We start from the raw sequence: 22858 nt of genomic DNA on the forward strand, positions 1-22858 counted from the left end.
GAGGATCACTCCTCCGGCTGCCAGTTCAGAACCGTGCATGAGACTTTCACCTCACACGGCTCCTCGTTGTGTGCCGCTACCGCGAGCCGATATACTACCGTCTTCAGCCGTTTTCTGATGATGGCAGTGCCGATGCAGCAACTGACAGTTTGCCAACTCATTACCACCACCCTGTACTTTGGGTAGTCGGTGGTCCTCCTCTACTAAATCTGTCACGGTGAACGGTAAGCCACAGTAGTTGCAACGGCATTGTTGTTGTTTAAGCATCTCGCAATGGCGCCGTGATAGTCCACTATGGTGGCTTAGTCGTTTCCCCCAATATACCCAGTCACCATCATAGGGGCTGCGAGTACCATGCACCTTAACATGTCGCACAACCGGAGTGTAACTATGGTAGCGGAGTTTAACACCTTGTGGAGTGTTGAATTTCCAGCTACCCTGTTCTATCCGCCAGTATTTACGCATGATGCGTTGGCGGTGTTTGCCCCCGTGCCGACGTACCGCCCAGCGACGTAACCCATTGTACATCAGAAAGTCCATCCGGGAAAAGACATCTTTGGCCACTACACCAGCGTAATATGCGCACCAGCCTCGGATGATAGGATTCACTTCCCGAATCAAGGCTTCCTGTGGAGAAGAGCTTTGTCGGCGAATCACCTGCCGAAGTTGTTGCCAATGCCGTGCCTGTGCCTTCTTAGACGGTTTAATCAGCGTCTTAAAGCCTAACAGGTGCCCTTGCCGGTCTTTACCCGAATGAGAGCGGCCTACCTTGAACTGCCGTACTGTCATGCTCAAAAAGTCAAACCCGGCTTCCTGCTCCTGGGTCGGATGCAGCGTATGAACCAGCCGCGTTTTGCTGGGCTTCATGGCCAACCCCCACCCGGCTAACCACTCAGCCAGCCGTATCTGACACTGTTCCAGTATGGCCTTATCTTCGTGAATCACCACGAAGTCGTCGGCATATCGAATCAGTGTAATCTTGGCACTGAGCCGGGTAGGGCTGATGCGTCGTTGACGAAACTGCTGTTGCACATACTGTTCCATGCCATGCAGGGCAATATTGGCTAACAAGGGCGAGATAACACCCCCTTGTGGCGTTCCCGCTTCAGTGGGTGTGAATACCTCTGCCTCCAGTACGCCCGCTTTCAGCCAGCCTTTCAGAAGTCGTCGGAATACAGGGAGTGTATCTACTTTGGCCAGTAATCGTTGGTGGTCAATTCGGTCGAAGCACTTTTCGATGTCTGCATCCAGCACCCATTTAGCGCGTTGGTTGATACAATTGTAAATGGCACTGATTGCATCATGAGCCGAGCGTCCGGGTCGAAACCCGTAACTATTGGGTTCAAAACGGGCCTCCCATTCAGGTTCCAATACCAGTTTCAACAGGGCTTGCAAGGCCCTGTCTTGCATGACAGGAATCCCTAAGGGTCTTTTCTCGGTTGAGCCGGGTTTAGGTATCCACACCCGACGCAGGGGTTTGGCCCGTTGTCGGAAGTGGATAGTTTGACTTAATCGCAGACGTTGTTTACCCGTCAGTGATTTAATTCCATCCACGCCTGCGGTCTGTTTGCCTTGATTGTCCTGGGTAACTTTGCGCACCGCCAATAAACGGGCGGAGCGTGACTTACTCAATAGTTTTTGCAGTTGGCGTACCTGTCGACTGTCTCCGCGCAGGCTGGCCAGATAGATTCGCTTTTGCAGTCTGAAGACTACCCGCTGAATACGTTTCCAGGGGAGGGTCTTCCATTCATCCATCGGTTTTGGGGCCGTGTCCATCGTCTTGACTGTTACTAACTAATCTATCCACACATAACGGGAGCAAGTGGGCCTATCCGACCGGCTTTCCCGGTGGCTTTTGCTTTTTGCTCCATCCTGCCCGATGGGGCGATGTGGCTGGCTACCTACTGCCGAAGCAGACACCGCATCGGGTTACCTTGTTCCAATGGTCAGTTTTACGAAAGGGTAGCGTTCCTCTGTTTCACCGGGTTGTGCTGCGAATGAGCGACGGGGCCGGTCATGCAATGCCCTCGTCCGACAACCTGTCCCTTTTGGGCAAGCCTGTTATCCCGGGTAGGCTTGTTCAACGTAACGATGATGTTAGGATTCAGATTCTTACGCTTACTTTCACACTCGCGGGGATGATCGGCCAGACTCCGACGAACCCGCTTTCTTCCCCGCTTCACCCATTTGGTTTGCCCTTCCAAGTGGATGGGGGAAGTGTTTTTGCCCGCTCATCAAGGCAGTCGAGAATCGCACTCGACACCAGACCATTAGTTATCGTTTAACCGGAGTTAATCGACACCCGTTTAATGAGTTCACGGGTAACAAGTCGCACACCACCGTCATTGTTACAGACATCGACGGTGACTCGGCCCGTGGTGGCGAGTTGTGGCACATAAGCAGGTTGGTTCAAGATATTGACACTGATATCTTGAGCGAACGTTGTGAGTGTGGCAAAGCAGACCAGTAGCCCTGCCACTGCCCTTGCGAAGATTGTTTGAGTAAGCGTTTTCATTTGATTGAGAAATTGTGATTATGAATAAAAAGGGGTAAGAATTAATTAATGGTTAATGTCGTTTGGGTGAGGTTGTTGTTGATTTTTTCTTCACCTGCCGATCCATGATAGATAGTGACTGTAAGATGCTGCGTGGTATTTGTTGGGATGCCTGCTTTGCGCGTGATGGTAAAGCCGACTGCTTTGAAACTGTTTTGGGGAACTGTGATGCCTGCTTTGGCCGTCACGACTATGAAGTCTGCCGTTTCGTTGAATGTCCAGTCGCTATTACTATTTGCCTTTCCACCACCGACGGTTGAGGTGCCTGATGTTGCACTAAAACTTATCGTAAAGGCAGATAATTTGGTGATGCGGAAAGTAATTGGGGTATTGACAACCTGCGGTTTGTTGTTGATTTCGTTGACGTTGACAATAAAATCTCGATTCGTAGTGAGGGAATTAAATTCTAATCCGTCAATCTCGATGGTTGGGTTTAGGTCGGGCAATAGCGCATCACCCCAGGTGTTAGGAATGGCATCTACGGGCGTTAGAATACCATCGCTGTCAGGGTCTAAATTACCATCAACTACTCCGTTATTATCAGCATCGAGTTCTGGGCGTAAGCCACCCTCCGTAAAATCGGTCAATCCGTCGTTGTCAGAATCCAAGTCATAAGGATCACTGCCTCCTTGTCCATCGGTATTTTGAGGGGTGGTTCCACTAGGCGCGGCACTGGCAGGAATCCCTGAAGAATTGACAGCGCCATCTGCTTGACCATTTCCATCAACATCGACTCCTCCTGCTTCGATGACGTCATTGATTCCGTCATTATCGGAGTCTAAATCAAGACTATTGGGAATACCATCGCCGTCGCAGTCAGCATTTGCCACGCCATTATAAAGAACAGTAGAGCAAGTCGCCGCGTCTTCAACGGTATCTAAAATACCATCATTGTCATCGTCAAGGTCAACGTCATCTTTGTAGCCATCGCCATCAGTGTCGGGGGCACAGCTTGTGATTGTTACCGTAACGGCATTACTGGGAGGACTGTAACAGCCTGTAACACTGTCATAAAAATAAGCGTAGTAGATTCCAGCCCCCGCTGTAGTAGGGGTGGAATAAGCGAGACCTGCGTGGGTATTGTTGGTAAACCAAACGCGTGCTGCACCACTGGGGGTTGGGGTGGTTACGAGCAGATTCAGGTTGACAGTGGTGATTGGGCAACTATTGGTGGCGGAGGTAGCACTTATACTTGGCGCAACTACCCCTGCGGCAGTTGCTGCTTTTAATACCATATTATAAATGTTGGTTGTGCCGAGGTCCACACCAAGGAAGTTGGAAACCGTAATTTTTATTTCATCAAATGATTTTGTGGTAACAAAACCAATAATTTGTCGGCTTGAACTTAATAATGTAAGCGAAATGAGATTGCCTCCGCTCGACTCCTGAAAAACCCCATCTTTATACGTACTGATGGTGGCACCATTTAATAGGTTAACCCCAATGAGTGAGGAGTTTTCAATGTCAGCTCCTGCAAATGTCCCTATGGGGTAGTCGGTGAGCACATCTTTTACCGAAAGAGAGCTGCTACTACCAACACCTACGGCCAAGACGATACTTGCAAAATTGGAGGTATTGGCATCTACTGCATTGCTGGCGTTATTAACGGCACAGCCCGCACATACCAAACCAGAGTTGGAAACATCGACCACGGCTGGGTAACTTGGCGTGACTAGGTTGGTGACGGTACTACAATTGAGGGCGGCCCCTGCACAAAACCGTTGAACAACCGCATTATAGACCTGTGTTGTATTTACGACTCCAAGTAAATTGGTAACTTCAAGCTGAACTTCATCAAATTCTTTGGTCGTAATAAAACCGACAAGTTGTTTGCCACTACCAGTTAATAAAAAGGAATTGATGGAGACTAATGTAGCACTGGTTGAAGATTCTTGGGGAGTGTTATTCAAATAGGTGCGAATTGTTATCCCTGAGAGCAAATTGGCATTAATGAGATTGGAATTGGAGATGTTAAATCCAGCAAACGTGCCTATGGCATAGCTGTTGAGCGCGTTTTTAACCGAAATAGAGGCGTTGCTGCCAAGGGCTGCCGTGAGCGAAAGGGTAGCAAAGTCGGAGGTAGAAGCACTGATGGCATTATCGGCATTGGTTACGCTACAACTCACGCAAGCTACGCCACTAATGCCCGTGTGGGTGGTATTGATATAAACAGGGTGTGTAGGGTTGTTTAATTCTGTTTGCGTGTTACAGTCTAAGGCAGGAGCAGCAGAAAAGCGTTTGATGACGGCGTGATATACTTGGGCTGAAAAAAGGACGGCTACCAAGGCCTCATATTCAATCCGAATTTCGTCAAAAGATAATGACGTGACAAAACCCAAGGTGATATTTCCATCTGGATCTAGCAGTGAGGTGTTTATTCCTATACCCGTATTGGTTGCAACAAATGATTGTCTTAGCGAGCCGCCTAAAAAGGTTTTAATGGTTACTTTTGCCCCCACCGACGCTTGTAATAGCCCACTGCCGCTTACTTTATAACCTGCATACGTGCCTGCTGGATAAGTATCGTTTCCGTCTTTGACACTTAACTCTCCATCGCATCCTAAACCTGTAACACTTATTGTGGCAAAATCGGTGGTGCTTGCGTTGGTGAGATTGGCTTCATTGGAGATAGACCCTAAACACAGCGGGATGGCTGATGCTATTGAATTAGTGACATCGGGCGTAAGACTGTTGTAGGTGGCGTTTGTCCATGCTGAAGCGGTATTAAGGGGTGCATTTGCAATTTGGGCAGCTACCATCTGCGAATACAATAGTAATACGAAAATCAGTAAAACACTTTTATGACGTGGGAGTAGTAAAATATTCATACGTTGTAATGTTAGAGAAGAGTTTGGTGAAATATATACCAATAGTAGTGCCTGTTTTGTTGACAAACTGGCAAAGAATGTTCCATGAAGACATATCCTCTGTGGCCAGGCAGGGAGAGGCAAATTGAGGGGGATTTAGCGCAAAAATACGGGGCAAAAAATGAGGGTTTTGACTAAATTCCCATATCTAGACGGATAGATTTGAGTTTTGTTAACAACGGAATTTTCTTGTTGCCAATCGGGTATCTAATGTGACAAAAAGTCAATCAATTGATAATCAGTAGTATATGAGAGTTGCTATTGGAGGGGATAAAATTGGCGCAGACTGTCAAAAATCGTGCCGTTTAAAGAGAGTGTTGAAGATTAAAATTCCGCCCTAAACATGTTTATGTAAAAAAAAGTACACTTAAAAGGTTTAAAAGTCTTTTTTTCATTCCTAAAAGTTTTTTTTGCTAAGTTTGTTTTTAGTATATACTTTAACTTACTACATTCGCGTACTGGTCTCAACAATAAGGCATACATAAGTGGGTATGCGTGCGCAATCGGCATAAGTCTATAATAAAAAAGGAATAAGTATGAATATAGAGTTTACAGTACTGAAAGAAGAAGGTGACTATAAATTAATAAACCATAGAAAATGGGTTATTGATAGAGATATTCATTATGGTGTTTTTGGCGAATTTTTCTTTTATATAAGTTCAAATCATGATTTTCCAATGTATTTGCAGGATTATTCAATAATTAATCCAATTTGCTTCAAATTTTGTGATAAAAACCATACCAGATGTATTTACTTATTTTTAGATCAAAAGTGGTTGAAAAATGAATTAAAACTTCCAATTGACGAAGTAGCGTTGGTTGCTCCTTATTTATGTAAAGAATGGAGTAGAGATAAACATATTATTTCTAATAAATTTAATCTACTTTGGGAACAGCTTTCATTATCTACAAGTAATATTTTATTTTTTAGGGCTTTTATTTATGATTTGATATATCGAGTTATCGATGAGATAGAAAATAGTATCAACCTATGTCAGGAAAATGCGTATTACAGAAAAGAGAAGCGTAAAATAGAGCAAGTAGTAGAAAGAGTTATCCAAAATGTTCATTTGCCTATTCCAAAACTGGAGCAATTTGCCCAAGAAGTGGGGATGAGTGTCAGCAAATTTAAGATGTTATTTAAGAAAATATATGGACAAAGCCCTTATCAATACCTGCTTGAACATAAACTGGTGTATGCCCGTAGAATGTATCAAACGGGCGAATATACACTATCGCAAATTGCATTAAAAATAGGTTACAGCCATATTTCAGGCTTTACGAAGATTTATAAAAAACGCTTCAATGAACGCTAAGAAAAACTCCACCTCGCAAGAACAGTTAACCATTGTTTTAAACATCGAAGATTTTAAACGAATAGAAGGAGATTTAATTGAAAAAAGAATTCCTTTTTCAATTGGTTATTCCTCTAAGCCTTGTGAAAAACAAGAAGAAATAACTGTTACTAAAATCGAAAGGGTAGAAGTCTCAAAAAAAGAACAACCCGAATACCCTAACATAGTTGTTGACAAATTAGAACAAGTAGTTAATAAGTATATAGGGCCAAACTTCGAATCAGAACTTCCATCTTTAGATAATATTTGTGAAGAACTTAGTATGAGAGAAAGCACGTTTAAACGAGTTTTTAAACAGTACTATGGTGTCACCCTTCACCAGTATTATATGATGAAAAAAATGGATCATGCTGCAAACCTTATTAGAAGTGGATATACCATTACGTCGGTTTCTAAAATTATTGGGTATGCGCACCCCATAAAATTTACCAAAATGTTTCAAAAACATTTTGGCGTTTCACCAAAAAAATACCAACAATTTCAGAAAAACTTGTCACTAGAGAAGTTAAGAGACTCAGTTAGAGGAGTCTAAAAGACGAGTGATGTGAATCAAGTTGATAAGTTCACCAGTATTTTTTAAATAAAATTTCTGCAAAATATGCCTACGGTGCGTGTCCACTGTATGCTTACTAATACTTAAATGTTCGGCGATAGTTTTGCTTTCTTCTCCTGAAACGAGATAGCTTATAATCTCGATTTCACGTTTAGAGGGCAATTCTATCTGTTGAAGGTCTTCCACATCGGGCAGGTATTCGTACAGCCGTCCGTCAAAGTCTTTTCCCCAAAAACGAATGTACCTTCTTTGATAAGAATCGCTCAATGTATTGTTTTCTTGAAGCAATACGAGTAAGCTTCTAATGCTACCATCAGAATCTAGTTCAAGAATTTTGGCCGATTGGGTAATGTGGATGTAACTACCATCTGATTTGCGTAGTTTAAAGTTCAGGAGTATGTTAAGGTTATATTTGTCTTCCGTACTACATCTTTCTAAAATGTAGAATAAAAGTTTATTACACAGATTGTGAACGCCAAGGTCTGAGGGGTGTATAAGCTTTGTGTAAGAAAGAACTCCTTCTCCAAAAATCTCTTCTATTTTCCATCCCCACCATTCTTCAACATCGACACCCACATACTGCTGGGTCATTTTTTTTACATCTACCACGACAGGTACTGTTCTAACCATCTGAAATATAGATGTTAATAGCGGGTTGGATTCGACGTGAAGTCGGTTTGAGTTGCTTTTGTTTAGAATATTTTTTGAGTTCCAAAGAGATAAAACGTCCGAGTGTGCTGAAGTAGTAGGGGTGGCCATTGATAGTAAAATGAATTTATTGCGTGTGATAACGTTGGCTAAATTACAAAAAAAATGGATTTGGTAATATAGTTTTTTGAATTTGAAATTGAGAAATACTTGATATTGAGTACTGTTTGTTGAAAAATATAAATGTAGGTACATCTATTTCTTTAAATAGTTATACGCTATTTGACATTAAGTAAGGTTTTTTAGATAAAAAACCATTCAATCAATTACTAGATATTGAGTATTGTTACTCCTTTTTTTTAAGTTGAATTTTGACGAATAAAACATAATCAGTCTATAATATATGTTTTATTATGTAGTTAATCATCATCTTTTCACCATTTACTATTTTACCCTCTATGGAAAAATATTACCTAAAGGTAAGGCAACAAAGCGTGCTTTATTTGTTTCTTGTTTTATTTGTTTTTACTACTATACCTCTTCTTGCGGCAGATTTGTATGTCTCTAAGTCAGGGAATGACGGTAATGCGGGAAGTATGGGTTCACCAAAATTAACGATTCAGGCTGCAATTGCTGCGGCGAGTGCTGGAGATGTAATCAATGTTGCAGCAGGGACTTACAATGAATCGTTGATATTTGACAAGTCCTTGACGCTACAGGGTGTAAGCACAGATAAGAGTTTGCAAGTTTTGGATGGAACGGGTTTAGGTACGAAGAGTGGAATAGTACTTAACAATGGGGTTACGAATGTAACAATCAAGAATTTTACGATTCAGAAGTTTGTTGGTGGCAGTGGTAATTCGCATGGTGGTATTTATGGAATTGGCGGCAACAATAACCTAACGGTGACGAATGTTGCGTTGTTGGATAACGTTAATTCTTCAGGATTTTATGCCAATGGTCCGATAACGAATGTATCTATTACGAATTCAGTGGTAAATAATCATGGAACTGGAGCCCGTGGTATAGTGATATGGAATGGTTTGAAGCAAAATATTACGATTAGTAATAATAGCTTAACCAACAACAATTGCTGCGGGATTGAATTGCAAGATGGTACAGCGTCGAATGTACAAATAAATGGGAATACAATAGATATATCAGGAGGAGACAATGCGATTGGTGTTAGTGGACTAAATACGGTTTCGGGCGCTAACACGATTAACAATAATACCATTACTGGCGGAGGTCGTTATGGTATAGAGATTAAGAACCCAGCAGGCGGAGTGACGGTATCAGGGAATAATGTTAGTTTGACGAGTCAAAACAGTGATTTACGAGACCGAGCTGGGATAGCAGTCTTTCGTAGAGGTAAGCAGGCGTCGAATGTAGATGTTCCTAATGGTGTAACGATTACGGGGAATACTGTAACTGGTTATCAGCAGAGTAGTTCGAGTGAAGGCTTTGGGATAGTGATAGAGGGGACTAACCATAGTGTAACAGGGAATACATTGACGAATAATGAGGTTGGGATATTACAGCAGCAGAATACGTCGGATTATCCAGGAGATGCAGACCAGTCAAATTTAGTGGATCAGTATTTTGGACGGGGTAATTCACCTATAACGTGTGGGAATACGATTTCTGGGAATACTTTTAGTGGCAACACGACAGACACTCGTAATGTGGGCGGGATTGGTTCAGGATTGGTGACAAACACAAGCACGAACGAGTATTTTTGTTCGATACAGCCAGCGATAAATGATGCCGATACTCAAAACGGTCACATTATTACAGTTGCAGCAGGGACTTATAAAGAGGACGTTAGTGTTACAAAACAGTTAACGATTAATGGAGCAGGTATTGATGCGTCTATCGTTGAAGGCCCGATAGGTGGAGGAGGGGCAACCTTTCAGATTGCCGCGAATGGAGTTATCATCAATGGTTTTACCATTACTCGCGCAGGTAATAATACTACGGATTGGAACAATGTGGGCTTGAATACAGCGGGAGTAGCTGTACAAGGACAGACAAGCAAGGTCGAATTGAAGAACTCAAAGCTTGTAGGCAACCGTAATGCCATTGATGTAAACAATAGTAATGGCAATAACATTCACAATAACATCATTACGAACAACCGCACGGGGGTAATATTCCGCAACCAAACAGATAATACACTGTTTACCGAAAATGAGGTGACAGATAACTGGACGGTTGGAATACTATTTTTGGATGCAAGTGGCGGTTCAAATAGCCCAGTTCAAACGGCTGTAAATAGTACTTTTAGCCAAAATAAAATCACAGGAAACTGGTACGGAGGAGTAGTTGACCGCCAAACAGGGGGGAGCTTACCAGCTGCAGGAAGCAATCTAAAGGGCTTTAACTGTAACTGGTACGGGACAACTTCGCCAGTAATTTCGACGGCTAATAGCTCAGAACCAATGTATGCAGATTTGATTCCTGTTGCATTTGGCGGAACTGCTTCAAATCCAGGCGGAGCACCCGATATAGCAGGAATTGCCTCCGCTAATATCCAGTATGCACCATTTTTGTCATCGGGAACAGACAGCGACGGTGGTACGGTAGGTTTTCAGCCAGTTCCTGGAAGTTGTGTACCATGTGTGGGTGTTGCTACGATTGGTACGGCCACCACTATTTGTGAAGGAGGCAATGCAACGATTACTGTGACAGGAACGCCAAACACAAGCGTTACCTATAACATCAATGGCAGTGGAAGCTATACATTGGCTTTGAACGGTGCAGGTACTGGTACATTCAATACTGGAGCACTCTCAAGTACTACTACCTATAATCTAGTGAGCGGAATAAATGGTAGTTGCACATCAACTCTAACAGGCTCGGTGACCATCACGGTAAACTTGAACCACTCTATAGCTCTGTCATCAGCTGTAGGTACCGACGCACAGGCATCATGTATTGGAACGGCTATTGTCCCAATCACGTACACATTGGGCGGAGCTGCTTCTGGAGTATCCATAACTGGATTACCAGCGGGGGTAACTTATGCAGTAAATGGAGGGGTTGTTTCGATCAGCGGAGTGCCAACGGCAAGTGGTGTATTTTCTTATAACATCGTTACAACAGGGCCTTGTGTTACGACAAGTACTACGGGAACAATAACGGTGAATATTAAACCACAGATTAAAATTGTTGCGAATGGAACAAAGTTTGTAGAAGGCAACAATACAACGCTATGTGACATAGATGCTAATCCTTCTAACAACACTTTGGCGTCAACTATCACGACTAATTGTTTGTCTGGACCTGTGCTTTGGCGGACAAAAATAGGTGCTGCTGCTTGGTCTGATTGGACTGCAACTGCGCCAACATCGCAGCCGAGCGATAATACAGAATACCAATACCAAGCTTCGTGTAATGCGTGCCCATCGACGATTACTAACGCGATTTCGATTAAAATCAATTATCGTGCATCTACACCACAAAATGTGTCAATGGTAGCTGACGGAACGACCATCCAAGCAGGTCAATCGGCGACATTGTGTGACCAAGATGGCAATGCGTTGGTATTTAATGCGACTTGTGGAGCAGGTGAGGTGTTACTTTATTCGGTTGATGGAGGAGATTATTCAACAACAATTCCTTCTCAGATTGTGGATGGAAACTTCCATAATTACCGCGTTCGTTGCCGTAAATCTGACGGGACACCTTCGTGTATTGAAACTGAGTCAGCGGTTATGACATTAAAGCTAACAACAATAAGTATTACGCCTACGGTTTCTATTACACCGCTAAATAGCTGTACTGCTTCGAGTACGTTTACAGGAAGCACAACCTGCGGTAGTTTCGCCACTTTATGGTATGATGCTACCACCAACCAAGTATTACCAAATTTGCCAACGACGCCACCGACAACCACTACATCATACTATGCTCGTTGCCAAAATGCAGAGGGTTGTTTGAGTACGCCTAGCAACACCGTTACTTACACAGTGCTACCTGTGAACGTGGCGCCAATCGTGACTGCAAGTGCAGAATCAGTTTGTACAGGGACTTCGGTTACGCTTACTACAAACTGTCCAGCTGGTGCGAGTGTTTTGTGGAATACATCAGCAACAGATGCTGTGTTGACGGTGGCATTTAACAACGCAATTACGCAGTCATACTCGGCACAGTGTATTTTGGGAAGTGGTTGCCAGACGCCATTTAGTGAACCTAAAAGTATCCTTTGGAAGTCATTTGATATAACGCTAATCAACATTGGCCAAAGTCAATCGGCAGTTAAAGCTTCCAATGATAAGGCGCTGTGGAGTAGTCAATTTATCACCAAGGATGGTGGCCCAGACTTGGATTTCAGTAACCAAGGTAATCCAACGATTTATTTTACGGAAAACTTAAATAAAACAGCTCCGCGTTATTGGACGATTCATGCCGATGCTTGTGCTTTAGGAACAAATGGTTCGTTGACGTTTGATATGAGAGCAACGCCTGAAACAGGTGTAGTACGTTCGTTCAATACGCACGAAAACAATGCTCCTTACTTTATGTATGCTAACCGTGAAGGCTGGACTGAGTTATATGCACCTAACCACCCTGCTTATGGCTTCTATCAAGTGAATGAAGCGGGAGGAAACATATATGATGAAGGTTTGCCAAAAGGATTGTACAAACTTAGCGTTCGTTATTGGGATATGAAGGGTTGGGGAAGTATTTACCCAGCTACTCGTCAACCTCAAGGTAATGTGTTAGCCTACCAAGAATTTTGGTTCCGCATTGTTTCAAAAGATGGCCCAGGACAAGGTGCGGCGCGGTCAGCAGTGAGCGGTCAGCAGTTAACAGACGGTGATTTATCATCAAATTCTACTTCTTTCGCGCAAGTAATGCCAAACCCAGTTACCAAAGTGATGCGTTTGGGTATTCAAGGTGCCAAAGGACAAACTGTTAAGGCTGAACTGGTTGATGTGGCAGGTCGCTCAATGTTAGAGCGTAGATTTGTGCCAGAAACGCAATCTCATCAAGAAGAGTTTGAGGTAGAAAAGCTGGTAGAAGGTATCTATTTCTTACGCGTAACCACCCCAGATAAGCAAGCAACGCTCAAAGTGGTGAAATTCTAGTTGAATAAATAGAATCTATAAACAGAAAAGCCCCCGCTTCGGCAGGGGCTTTTCTGTTATACAGTAAGCCGTTTATTATAACAATGTACTCGGACATACATAATCTGAAATGGGAACTTTAGCTGTAGCCTTTATGGCTGAAAATCCACCTACTACGTCCACAAAATTATCCCAACCCCTGGATTTTAAAATCGACGCTGCCAGCATACTGCGGTATCCGCCTGCACAATGCAAAATAAACGGTTTGTCTTTCGGAAATTCGGCTAAATGTTGGTTAATGGTATTTAATGGAATGTTGGTGACACCCTCCACGTGTTCTGAATCAAATTCACTTTTTTTGCGCACATCAATCACAATCGGCTGCTGCGTCGTGAACTGTTCTGCAAACTCCTCAGCGGTGATTCTATCGACGGTTTCGATGTCTTTGTTGGCAGCTTTCCAAGCGTTAAAGCCACCTTTGAGATACCCCAATGTATTGTCATAACCTACCCGAGAAAGACGGATGATGGACTCCTCTTCACGGCCTTCGTCGGTCACTAGCAAAATCTCTTGTTTTACGCCTGGAATCATTTCACCGACCCATTGGGCAAAACTACCGTCGATGCCAATGTTGATACTGTTAGGAATAAACCCTTTGGCAAAATCGGTTGCGCTGCGGGTGTCGAGCACCAGTGCTTGGGTTTCATTGGCAGCCGTTTCAAATTCTTCGGCCGAAAGTGGACGGTTTCCGCGATCCATGATATTGTCCAAACTTTCGTAACCTTTGATATTCATCAAAACGTTTTGCGGAAAATAGCCTGGAGGCGTTGTCAATCCTGTCAACAATGAAGTGATAAATTCTTCTTTTGTCATGTCAAGACGAAGGGCATAATTAAATTTCTTCTGGTTACCGAGCGTGTCGGTTGTTTCTTTACTCATCATTTTGCCACAGGCACTACCCGCTCCGTGGTTGGGATATACGATGAGGTCGTCGCTGAGGGGCATGATTTTATTTCGTAATGAGTCAAAAAGATACCCAGCCAGTTTTTCTTCTGTCAAATCCGCAATGACGTGTTGTGCCAAATCAGGCCGACCAACGTCTCCTATAAATAAGGTGTCTCCCGTAATGAGGCCGTGCTCCTTGCCATTTTCGTCAATAAGCAAATAGGTCGTACTCTCCATGGTGTGCCCAGGCGTATGAATGACCTTAACGGTGCAGTCGCCAACCTGAAAAAGTTGATTGTCTTCGGCAACAGTAGCTTCGTAGGCAGGTTTGGCCGTAGGCCCAAATACTATAATTGCGCCCGTTTTTTTCATCAAATCCAAATGACCACTGACAAAATCGGCGTGGAAGTGGGTTTCAAAAACGTATTTGATTTTGGCCTTGTCTTTGGCCGCGCGGTCTATGTACGGCTGTACTTCGCGGAGGGGGTCAAAAATGGCGGCTTCGCCGTTGCTCTCCAAATAATAGGCCGCGTGGGCAATACATCCCGTATAAATTTGTTCGATTTTCATGTTGGTAAATGTGTTTTTGTGTTGTTAATTGTTGGGACAAAAGTAGGGGGTTACCCTACGGCCTTTTGTAACATCTCTCACACACAAAAACTGATTGTCGTCAGCTTTTGCAATTGCCATTGACAAGAGCTGAGTACCCAAAAAGCCTTTGCAGAATGCTGCTACAATTCGTATTTTTGTAAAATATTCGTTTATAGCTCTACATGAATTTCCCCTCCAAACTGATCGAAGAAGCCGTTAGTGAAGTAGCCAAATTGCCTGGTATCGGAAAAAAAAGCGCGCTTCGTATTGTGTTACACATGCTCAAACGGCCAGAAAAAGATGTCCAAAGCTTGGCCACTGCTTTGGTGGCAGTGCGGACAAAAACACAGTACTGCAAACAGTGCCACAATATTTCGGATGATGAGCTCTGTGGGGTGTGCCTCAGTACCAAACGCGACCGTAGTATTTTGTGCGTTGTACAAGATAGTCGTGACGTACTAGCCATTGAAAATACGGGGCAATTTAATGGGCTATATCATGTACTAGGTGGGATAATTTCACCCCTAGAAGGGATAAGCCCGAGCGATTTGAACATAGAAAGTCTGCTTTCGCGCCTACAAAGCAATACCGAGGTCAAAGAAATTATTTTGGCCCTTAGCCCTACCATGGAGGGCGATACAACTTCCTTTTATTTACAGAAAAAATTAAAGCCTTTTGGCGTAAAAACCTCAACCATAGCGCGTGGCATCCCCATCGGGGGGGATTTGGAGTATGCCGACGAAATCACGCTCGGGCGCAGTATCGTAAGCCGTATTAACTACGATTAAGAGACACTTAAAAGTCTGTTTCTAAAATTTAGGTTTTTGTCAGTAGAATCTTGGAGTTGGTCGCTTATTTGGCAGTATTTATTCTTAGTTGAATTGCCAAAGTACCCGATGAAAAATTTTGCTCAGTACACCGTTGAGGATTTTGCAGCAGAACCACTTTTTATAAAGTGGGTGCAGCAACCTGACGATATGGAATTGAGTAACTTCTGGCAAGTTTGGCTCAATAATCACCCCTACAAATCAGATGAAGTCGAAGAAGCACGGGCATTGGTAGGCCAATTGTCGGATGCTTACATGGGTATGTCTGCCCAAGAGGTGCGTGGGCTTTGGAAGCGTGTGATTGAGACTGTAAACACCATTCCCGAAATTGACCCCCTCGATCAAGAAGTCAAACCTTTGGCTTCTGCTCTTTATTTTATTCGCTGGTTTATTGCCCTAGTGGTAGGGGTTGCTCTTCTTGGTTTGATTATCTGGAAAATTTCTTAGAAACAAATTACATCGGCAAAAAAAGCCAATTGGTGTACTCAAATAACTTGTTGATATTAAAATAGTACAAAAATTTAGTCGATTGTTCAAAGTGAAAACAAGGGTAATATGCCTGAAAAAACGGAATAAAACCAACTTTGAATTTGAAAACTACCATTTTGGCAACGTTCCCGATAACGTTTGCGTAGAATAATCTGGATAAAATATTGTCCATTTTGAAGAGGAATCTTAAACTCGAATGTGTTTCAAACCTATTAGTAAATACAAAAACCCAAAATAATTCTATCTCAATTAAAATCACCTTGACAAATCATGAGGAAAATCTCTATCTTGTGTAGTGTGTGGGCGGCGGCTCTGGTGCTGAGTGCATCAGGAGCAGAGGCCAAAACCCCACCAACGAATGGCAGTGGCGTGAGAGTAACTGCAACTGTGAATGCAGATAAGACGGTGACAGGTAAGGTTGTGTCTTCCGAAGATAATACTGCAATCCCTGGCGTAAGCATCATCGTAAAAGGTACTACAACTGGGACTAATACCGACGCTGATGGAAACTTTAAGCTGACTGTAAAAGACAACAGCGCCGTGTTGGTTTTTTCGGCCGTTGGTTTTGAAAAACAAGAAGTAACCGTTGGAAACCGTACAACAATCAATGTGACGTTTGTGGTTGACCAAAAATCACTCACTGAGGTAGTAGTTGTAGGGTACGGTACGCAGAGAAAGAGCCAAATGACGGGTGCGATTTCACAAGTAACTGCCAAGCAACTTCAAGAAATGCCTATCACGAGCATCGGCCAGGCCATGCAAGGACGCGTAGCTGGGGTTGACGTATCTCAGTCGGGTTCGAGACCAGGTTCTGTACCAAAGATTTTGATTCGTGGTCGTCGTTCATTTAATGCTGGAAACGACCCGCTTTATGTAGTTGATGGAATTCCTCTTTCGGCGGGCTATGAAGACTTGAACCCAAGTGACGTGGCCTCAATGGAAGTATTAAAAGATGCAACAGCCACGGCCATCTACGGAGCCAGAGGAGCAAACGGGGTTGTGCTTGTAACGACAAAAAGAGGAGCGGTAAAAGGAAAAACGACCGTCACATTTGATACGTACGGTGGGGTTTCTAAGCCACTTGATAAAATTCAATTGTTCAGCGGGCCAGAATTTGCCGAGTACGTTCGTGAAGCCTATCGTGCTACCAACGGTTATAAAGATGCTGCTGGAAATCCTGTTCCAACGGGTGTTGCAGATGCCGCAGCAGATGCCAAAGTAGCAGTTTTAGGTGGTGACCCTGCCGTAGCGAAAGGACTTGCCGCTGGTACAAATACAGATTGGCAGGATTTGCTTTTAAGAAACGGAGCTATGCAAAACCACTCGCTAGGTGTGCAAGGGGGAAATGATAGAACGCAGTTTTACATCTCAGGAGGCTATTTTCAAGATAAAGGGATTACCGCTGGATTAGATTATACGCGTATTTCTTTGAGAGCCAATATCGACCACAGTGTTAATAAGTGGTTGAAGGTCGGTCTTTCTTCTTATACTATGTATAGTATCAGAAATGGTGAAAACTTGAACCCTTATGGTTTTACGATTCAGCAAAACCCATTGGCGCGTCCTTATGATGATAATGGAAACATCATCTTTTCTCCAACAAATGATGCCTTGTTGACCAACCCATTGGCGGAGGTTGTTCCAGGGGCACAAGTGGACAATACCAAAAAATACCGAATCTTCAATAGTATTTATGCGGAAGTGAAAATCATCGAAGGCTTAAAGTATCGCGTAAACTTTGGCCCAGATTTTACGATTTCACGTTGGGGACGTTTTATTGGCGGAGCTACCAACGCACGTAAATTAGGAGATGCACAGGCTTCTGCACGGAATGACTTTGGTTTCAACTGGACATTGGAGAATATTGTAACGTACAATAAAACTTTCGCTCAAAAACATAACTTTGGTGTTACATTACTTCAATCTATTCAAAGCGATAATTTTGAGAGATACACTGCTGATGTACAAGGTGTTCCTGCCGAAACACAACAGTTTTATAACCTTGGGAACGCAGGGTCAGTTTTGGGTGTAGGTAGTGGCTTGACACAATGGAAGATTAACTCGTACATGGCTCGTATCAATTACGATTTTAATGATAAATACTTGTTGACTGCTACAATTCGTCGTGATGGTTCTAGCCGTTTCGGTGAGAATACTAAGTATGGTAACTTCCCAGGAATTGCATTAGGATGGAATATCAGTAACGAACCTTTCTTGAAAGGGGTGACTTGGATTGACTTGTTGAAACTCCGCGCTGGTTGGGGTAAAGTGGGTAACCAAGGGGTGGCACCCTACCAAACACAAGGGTTGTTGACAAGAACGGCTTATGCTTGGGGAACTACCGCAGCCTTTGGATACCGTCCAAATACCATCGGAAACCCTGACTTGAAATGGGAAACATCGGCCACTGCTAACATTGGGGTTGACTTTAGTTTCTTGAGAGGCCGTATCCAAGGTTCGTTGGAGTTGTACGAAACCAATACAACCGACTTATTATTGTCTGATCAATTGCCAGGTTCAATTGGTTTTGGAGCCGTGACTCGTAACGTTGGTCAAACGCGTAACAAAGGGATTGAATTAGGGTTCACGACTGTTAACGTAAACACACCAAGTGGTTTCAAATGGACTACGGACTTTACCTTCACTAAAAACAAAGAAGAGATTGTCTCACTTTACAACGGAAAAGTGGATGATTTAGGAAACCGTTGGTTCATCGGACAGCCTTTGAACTCGTACTTTGATTATAAAAAGTTAGGTATTTGGCAGTTGGAAGAAAAAGAAACCGCTGCTAAATTTTATCCAGCTGATAAAGCTAACCCGCTTGGGGCTGGTGTCGGCCAAATAAAAGTACAGGATACGAACGGAGACGGTATCATCAATGCCTTAGATAGGGTAATGCTCGGTTCGGATATTCCTAACTTTAGTGCAGGATTTACAACACGTTTTTCTTACAAAGGGTTTGATTTGTCAGCCTTCTTATTCGGTCGTTTCGGTAACATGATTGTGAGCGGTTTCCACCAAGATAGAAACCAATTAGCGGGACGTTATCAGCAAATCAAAGTGGACTACTGGACACCGAATAACCCAACGAATGAATTCCCTCGTCCATTCAGTACCCAAGAGTACCCACAATTCAACACGACTTTGATTTATTTTGACGGTACATTTGTTAAGCTAAGAAACATTAACTTTGGTTATTCATTCCCACAAGGCATTGCTAACAAATTGGGTATGGAATCTTTGCGCTTTTATATGAGTATTCAACAACCAAAAATCTGGTCTGAATACCGTAGTAAGTACAATGGAATCGACCCTGAAGCAACCATTACTTCGTCGGGAAATGGTACAACATCGGTTAGTTCAAACGTTGTTCCAGCAACATCGGTTACAACGGTGGGTTTGAACATTCGGTTCTAATTTAGACTTTTAAACAAAGACTTTTAAAACATTTACGACAATGAAATTGAATAATATAATAAAACCCATTAAAATCTTTGGTGTGGCAGCGTTGTTATTAACAACACAGTCATGTAAGGATCTTTTGGATGAAAAAGTCATATCTGGTATTGGGAATGACTACATCAATACGCCTAAAGGGTTTGAAGATGCTGTAAAATCGGCTTATTCGTCTCTTAGATATTACTATGGAACTCAGCAGGGGCTTACCCTCACAGAGTATGGTACTGACATCTACGCCACAGGTGCAGATGGGGGGTACAAGGGCTTCCATTTTTATGATACGCAGCTTCAACCAACAGTGGATTACCTAATCAATACTTGGGATGAGCTTTATCGTGGTATTAATACCTGTAATGCAATCATTGACCGAGCACCAGCGGCGACAGTTTCGGATGCGGTTAAAAAGTTGAGAGTGGCTGAGGCTAAGTTTTTGAGAGCGCATTATTACTATATTTTACACCAACAATTTGGTGGAGTGGATTTGCGCTTGAAAGAGACTTTGGCACCTACTAAAGAAACCAAAAGAGCTTCTGATGCTGAAATGTATGCGGCTATTATCAAAGATTTGACCGAAGCGATTCCTGACTTGGAAGCAAAAGCTCAGTCATCTGACTATGGTCGTGCTACCAAACCAGCTGCCGAAACTTTATTGGCGAAAGTCTATTTAGCTAAAGCATACTCTGCTTCTAAAGCCGCTGACGACTTTGCAAAAGCGGCGGCCTTGTGTAAAACGGTAACTACGGCTTATGGGTTTAAATTGCTAGATGATTTTGCAAGTGTTTTTGACGAAAACAACCAAGTGAATAGCGAAGTGGTCTTTGCGGTTCAGTATACTACTGATCCGTTAACGAACCTTACCAATAATACAGGGGCGGTAAATGGTGGAAATAACCTTCACTTGTTTTTTGGGATGCAGTATGATGTGCAGCCAGGTTTGAAACGGGATGTATTCTATGGTCGTCCATTCAAGCGTTTGAGACCTACTTCTTATTTGTTGAATACGCTTTTTGCAGATAGAACCAATGACTCACGTTACAAAAAGACGTTCAGAGATACATGGCTCTCCAATAATCCTGGTACTAACTTGAACCCTTCTTTTGATGATTCAAAAACGAAGATAACGTTTGCTGCTGGCGACACGGCCATTTTTATTCCAGGAGTTGAGTGGACAAAGGCGCAACGTGCTGCCAAAAAATACCAAGTATTGGTGCCAAGTATGTACAATGAGGCTTTATTTCCTACATTGACTAAGTTTTTTGATACCAAGCGCCCTGACCTAACGTATGAAGCAGGTAGCCGCGATTATTTTGCATTCCGTTTGGCGGATGTGTTACTGATGCAAGCAGAAGCTTATTTACAGTCAGGAAACAAGGCAGAAGCCGTAGCGGCATTCAACCAAGTACGTTTCCGTGCGGGTTGGCCAGGTAAAAAAGATGCCATGCTTATCAAAGAAGCGGACATGAATTTTGAACAAATCATAGAAGAGCGTGGTCGCGAGTTGGCAGGTGAGCAAACCCGTTGGATGGACTTGAAGCGTTGGGGATTGTTGGTTGAGAGAGTTCAGAAATACAACCCTCAAGCTGCAACTAACGTGAAGCCTATTCACAATTTACGTCCAATCCCTCAAACACAGATTGACCGTAGTGCAAAAAATGCAGAAGGTGTTTCTGTATTTGCACAAAACCCAGGGTATTAATAATTCAATCAACCCCCACCAAGAAAAAAGAGGCGCAATTTGCGCCTCTTTTGCTTTTAGGTCAATCAAAAAATCATTTGCGGTTGTCTTGCCCACCGACCATACTCAAGTAGCTTTCGTAGCGGCTCATGGCAATGGTGCCCGCCTCAACGGCGTCTTTGACGGCGCATTTTGGCTCATCAATGTGAAGGCAATTGTTGAAACGACATTCGTTCAATAAATCACGCATTTCGGGAAAATAGTGGCTGATTTCTTCTTCTTCAATCTCCGATAAACCCAACTCTTTGATGCCAGGGGAGTCGATGATAAAAGTGGACGGCGCCAGCTCAAACATTTCGGCAAAAGTCGTGGTATGAACGCCTTTGTTGGCAAAGGTCGAAACTTCGTTGGTGCGCAGGTTGAGATGCGGAGCGATGGCATTGACCAATGTTGATTTACCCACACCTGAGTGTCCCGATAAAACCGAAATTTTTCCCGACAGAAGCTCCCGAAAAGATTCCACACCTTCACCTGTGACGCTCGATGTCGTAAAACACGTATAACCCAACCCTCGATAGAGTTTAATCAAGTAGTCTTGGTATTCTTTGGTTTCTTCGTCAAACAAATCTTGTTTGTTGAAAATGATTGCACTCGGAATCCGAAACGATTCGGCAACCACCAACAGGCGGTCGATGAACCCCAGCGATGTACGTGGAAAGGTCAAAGTGGCTACGATAATAGCTTGGTCAACGTTGGCGGCAAGTAAGTGAGAGTGAGCCGATTTTTGAACCGATTTTCGTGCAATATAGTTGGCACGAGGTTCAATGTCATTAATGATGCCCGTTTGCAACGATTCGTCCTCAATTTCCCAAAACACACGGTCACCTACGGCCACGGGGTTGGTTACTTTTAAGTCGTGAAACTTAAATTTCCCTCGTAGTCGGCAGCGCCAGATTTGTGCTTCTTCATCACGAACGTCGTACCAAGAGCCTGTCGAACGAATCACCAAGCCTTTCAACGAATTTGCGTTGATTTCTTCGGTTCGTTTCGCGATGGCCGCTGCGCTTTTGGTCTGAAACTTAGCGGGAGGTGCCTTTATTTTACCTGATTTTTTCATGAGTCTATAATTCCATTAAATTAGTCAACCTTGAATCAGGTTTTGACTGATGAAAACGAGAATATTCTTGTGGAGAGCCAAACCATTTGAGAACATATTCACGCGCTAAGGGAGTGGTTCGATTGTCTAAAAAAGAATGATAAGAGGTAAAATGCCAACCGTTTAAGTCTTTACAAAACCCATGATGTACAGGGTTGTAATGGATGTAATGAATCAATTTTGTAAAATATACTTCATTCTTAACCACTTTTCTTTTCAAATTATCCATAAATAAAACCCCTTTCCGATTGGCAAAGCGATTGAATGCCTGTGCATATCCGTTACAAAAATTTTGAAACTGTTGCATCACAAACTTGTGCGTATCGAATGTCGTTTTATCGAAGTTAGCAGCATTGTATTGTGGGTCTTTTGCTTGGTTTCTGGTATGATAATATTCTATCAATGATTCTTGATTTTTAATTCTAGCTAAAAGATGAAAATGATTTGGCATTAAACAATAAGCATACAAGTCGCAGACGAATTGGGTATGTTTCGTAAGTTGTTGTAGGAAATAGTGATAATTTGTGTCTTGTATAAAAAGCAAATTGTCATGTACTGCGTGATTAAAAATATGATAGCACTTTTCAGGCTCAAATGTATCTGAAAACATATTTTGAGACGGGTAAAAAAACCATTCCAAAGTTTTAAACTTTGGAATGGTTTTGTA

General features: G+C 43.0%; 14 protein-coding genes. 7 read left to right on the plus strand and 7 right to left on the minus strand.

Going from position 1 to position 22858, the window contains the following annotated elements; genetic code table 11:
• Positions 1 to 51: 51 nt before the first annotated feature.
• The 3 genes from ltrA to K339_RS35705 all read right to left on the minus strand — a co-directional run bounded on the left by ltrA (position 52) and on the right by K339_RS35705 (position 5382).
• Positions 52 to 1755, minus strand: a complete 1704-nt coding sequence (gene ltrA / locus K339_RS0103080) for a group II intron reverse transcriptase/maturase (RefSeq protein ID WP_211243775.1) — start codon at positions 1753 to 1755, stop codon at positions 52 to 54.
• 526 nt (positions 1756 to 2281) lie between these two features.
• Positions 2282 to 2515, minus strand: a complete 234-nt coding sequence (locus K339_RS0103090) for a hypothetical protein (protein WP_028522302.1) — start codon at positions 2513 to 2515, stop codon at positions 2282 to 2284.
• 41 nt (positions 2516 to 2556) lie between these two features.
• Positions 2557 to 5382, minus strand: a complete 2826-nt coding sequence (locus K339_RS35705) for a hypothetical protein (protein WP_157607458.1) — start codon at positions 5380 to 5382, stop codon at positions 2557 to 2559.
• 575 nt (positions 5383 to 5957) lie between these two features.
• Here K339_RS35705 and K339_RS0103110 point away from each other — a divergent pair.
• Together K339_RS0103110 and K339_RS0103115 are read left to right on the plus strand one after the other, a co-directional pair.
• Positions 5958 to 6737, plus strand: a complete 780-nt coding sequence (locus K339_RS0103110) for a helix-turn-helix transcriptional regulator (RefSeq protein ID WP_028522304.1) — start codon at positions 5958 to 5960, stop codon at positions 6735 to 6737.
• A complete protein-coding gene (locus tag K339_RS0103115) occupies positions 6727 to 7308 on the plus strand; it encodes a helix-turn-helix transcriptional regulator (RefSeq protein ID WP_028522305.1) in 582 nt (193 codons plus the stop codon). The genes K339_RS0103110 and K339_RS0103115 overlap by 11 nt, the downstream gene beginning before the upstream one ends.
• Here K339_RS0103115 and K339_RS0103120 read toward each other — a convergent pair.
• Positions 7291 to 7959 carry a response regulator transcription factor gene (locus tag K339_RS0103120; RefSeq protein ID WP_169731808.1) on the minus strand — a complete coding sequence of 223 codons (669 nt, stop codon included), beginning with the start codon at positions 7957 to 7959 and terminating at the stop codon, positions 7291 to 7293. The genes K339_RS0103115 and K339_RS0103120 overlap by 18 nt on opposite strands.
• Positions 7960 to 8435: 476 nt before the next feature.
• Here K339_RS0103120 and K339_RS0103125 point away from each other — a divergent pair, with 476 nt between their 5' ends.
• Positions 8436 to 13070, plus strand: coding sequence for a right-handed parallel beta-helix repeat-containing protein (locus K339_RS0103125; protein ID WP_028522307.1), 4635 nt, complete (start codon positions 8436 to 8438; stop codon positions 13068 to 13070).
• 75 nt (positions 13071 to 13145) lie between these two features.
• Here K339_RS0103125 and K339_RS0103130 read toward each other — a convergent pair whose 3' ends face one another.
• Positions 13146 to 14564, minus strand: coding sequence for an MBL fold metallo-hydrolase (locus K339_RS0103130; RefSeq protein WP_028522308.1), 1419 nt, complete (start codon positions 14562 to 14564; stop codon positions 13146 to 13148).
• Positions 14565 to 14767: 203 nt separating this feature from the next.
• Here K339_RS0103130 and recR point away from each other — a divergent pair, with 203 nt between their 5' ends.
• The 4 genes from recR (at position 14768) to K339_RS0103155 (ending at position 21056) form a co-directional block, all read left to right on the plus strand.
• The gene (gene recR, locus K339_RS0103135) at positions 14768 to 15373 is read left to right on the plus strand and encodes a recombination mediator RecR (RefSeq protein WP_028522309.1); all 606 of its coding nucleotides are present in this window, start codon (positions 14768 to 14770) and stop codon (positions 15371 to 15373) included.
• Positions 15374 to 15481: 108 nt separating this feature from the next.
• Complete coding sequence (locus tag K339_RS0103140; RefSeq protein ID WP_028522310.1) at positions 15482 to 15859, plus strand: hypothetical protein; 378 nt, start codon at positions 15482 to 15484, stop codon at positions 15857 to 15859.
• Positions 15860 to 16171: 312 nt separating this feature from the next.
• A complete protein-coding gene (locus tag K339_RS0103150) occupies positions 16172 to 19318 on the plus strand; it encodes a SusC/RagA family TonB-linked outer membrane protein (RefSeq protein ID WP_028522312.1) in 3147 nt (1048 codons plus the stop codon).
• Between the two features lie 40 nt (positions 19319 to 19358).
• A complete protein-coding gene (locus K339_RS0103155; protein ID WP_028522313.1) occupies positions 19359 to 21056 on the plus strand; it encodes a RagB/SusD family nutrient uptake outer membrane protein in 1698 nt (565 codons plus the stop codon).
• 73 nt (positions 21057 to 21129) lie between these two features.
• Here the strand turns inward: K339_RS0103155 and rsgA are convergent, their stop codons facing one another.
• Entirely contained in the window at positions 21130 to 22152 is a 1023-nt protein-coding gene (rsgA, locus tag K339_RS0103160) for a ribosome small subunit-dependent GTPase A (RefSeq protein WP_084332093.1), read from the minus strand.
• Positions 22153 to 22156: 4 nt separating this feature from the next.
• Positions 22157 to 22801 (minus strand): transposase, encoded by a 645-nt coding sequence (locus tag K339_RS32445; RefSeq protein ID WP_051397774.1) that lies wholly within the window; start codon positions 22799 to 22801, stop codon positions 22157 to 22159.
• Positions 22802 to 22858 lie beyond the last annotated feature (57 nt).

Origin of the sequence: Runella limosa DSM 17973, assembly GCF_000482465.1 — a bacterium.
In the GTDB taxonomy this organism is placed as follows: Bacteria; Bacteroidota; Bacteroidia; order Cytophagales; family Spirosomataceae; genus Runella; species Runella limosa.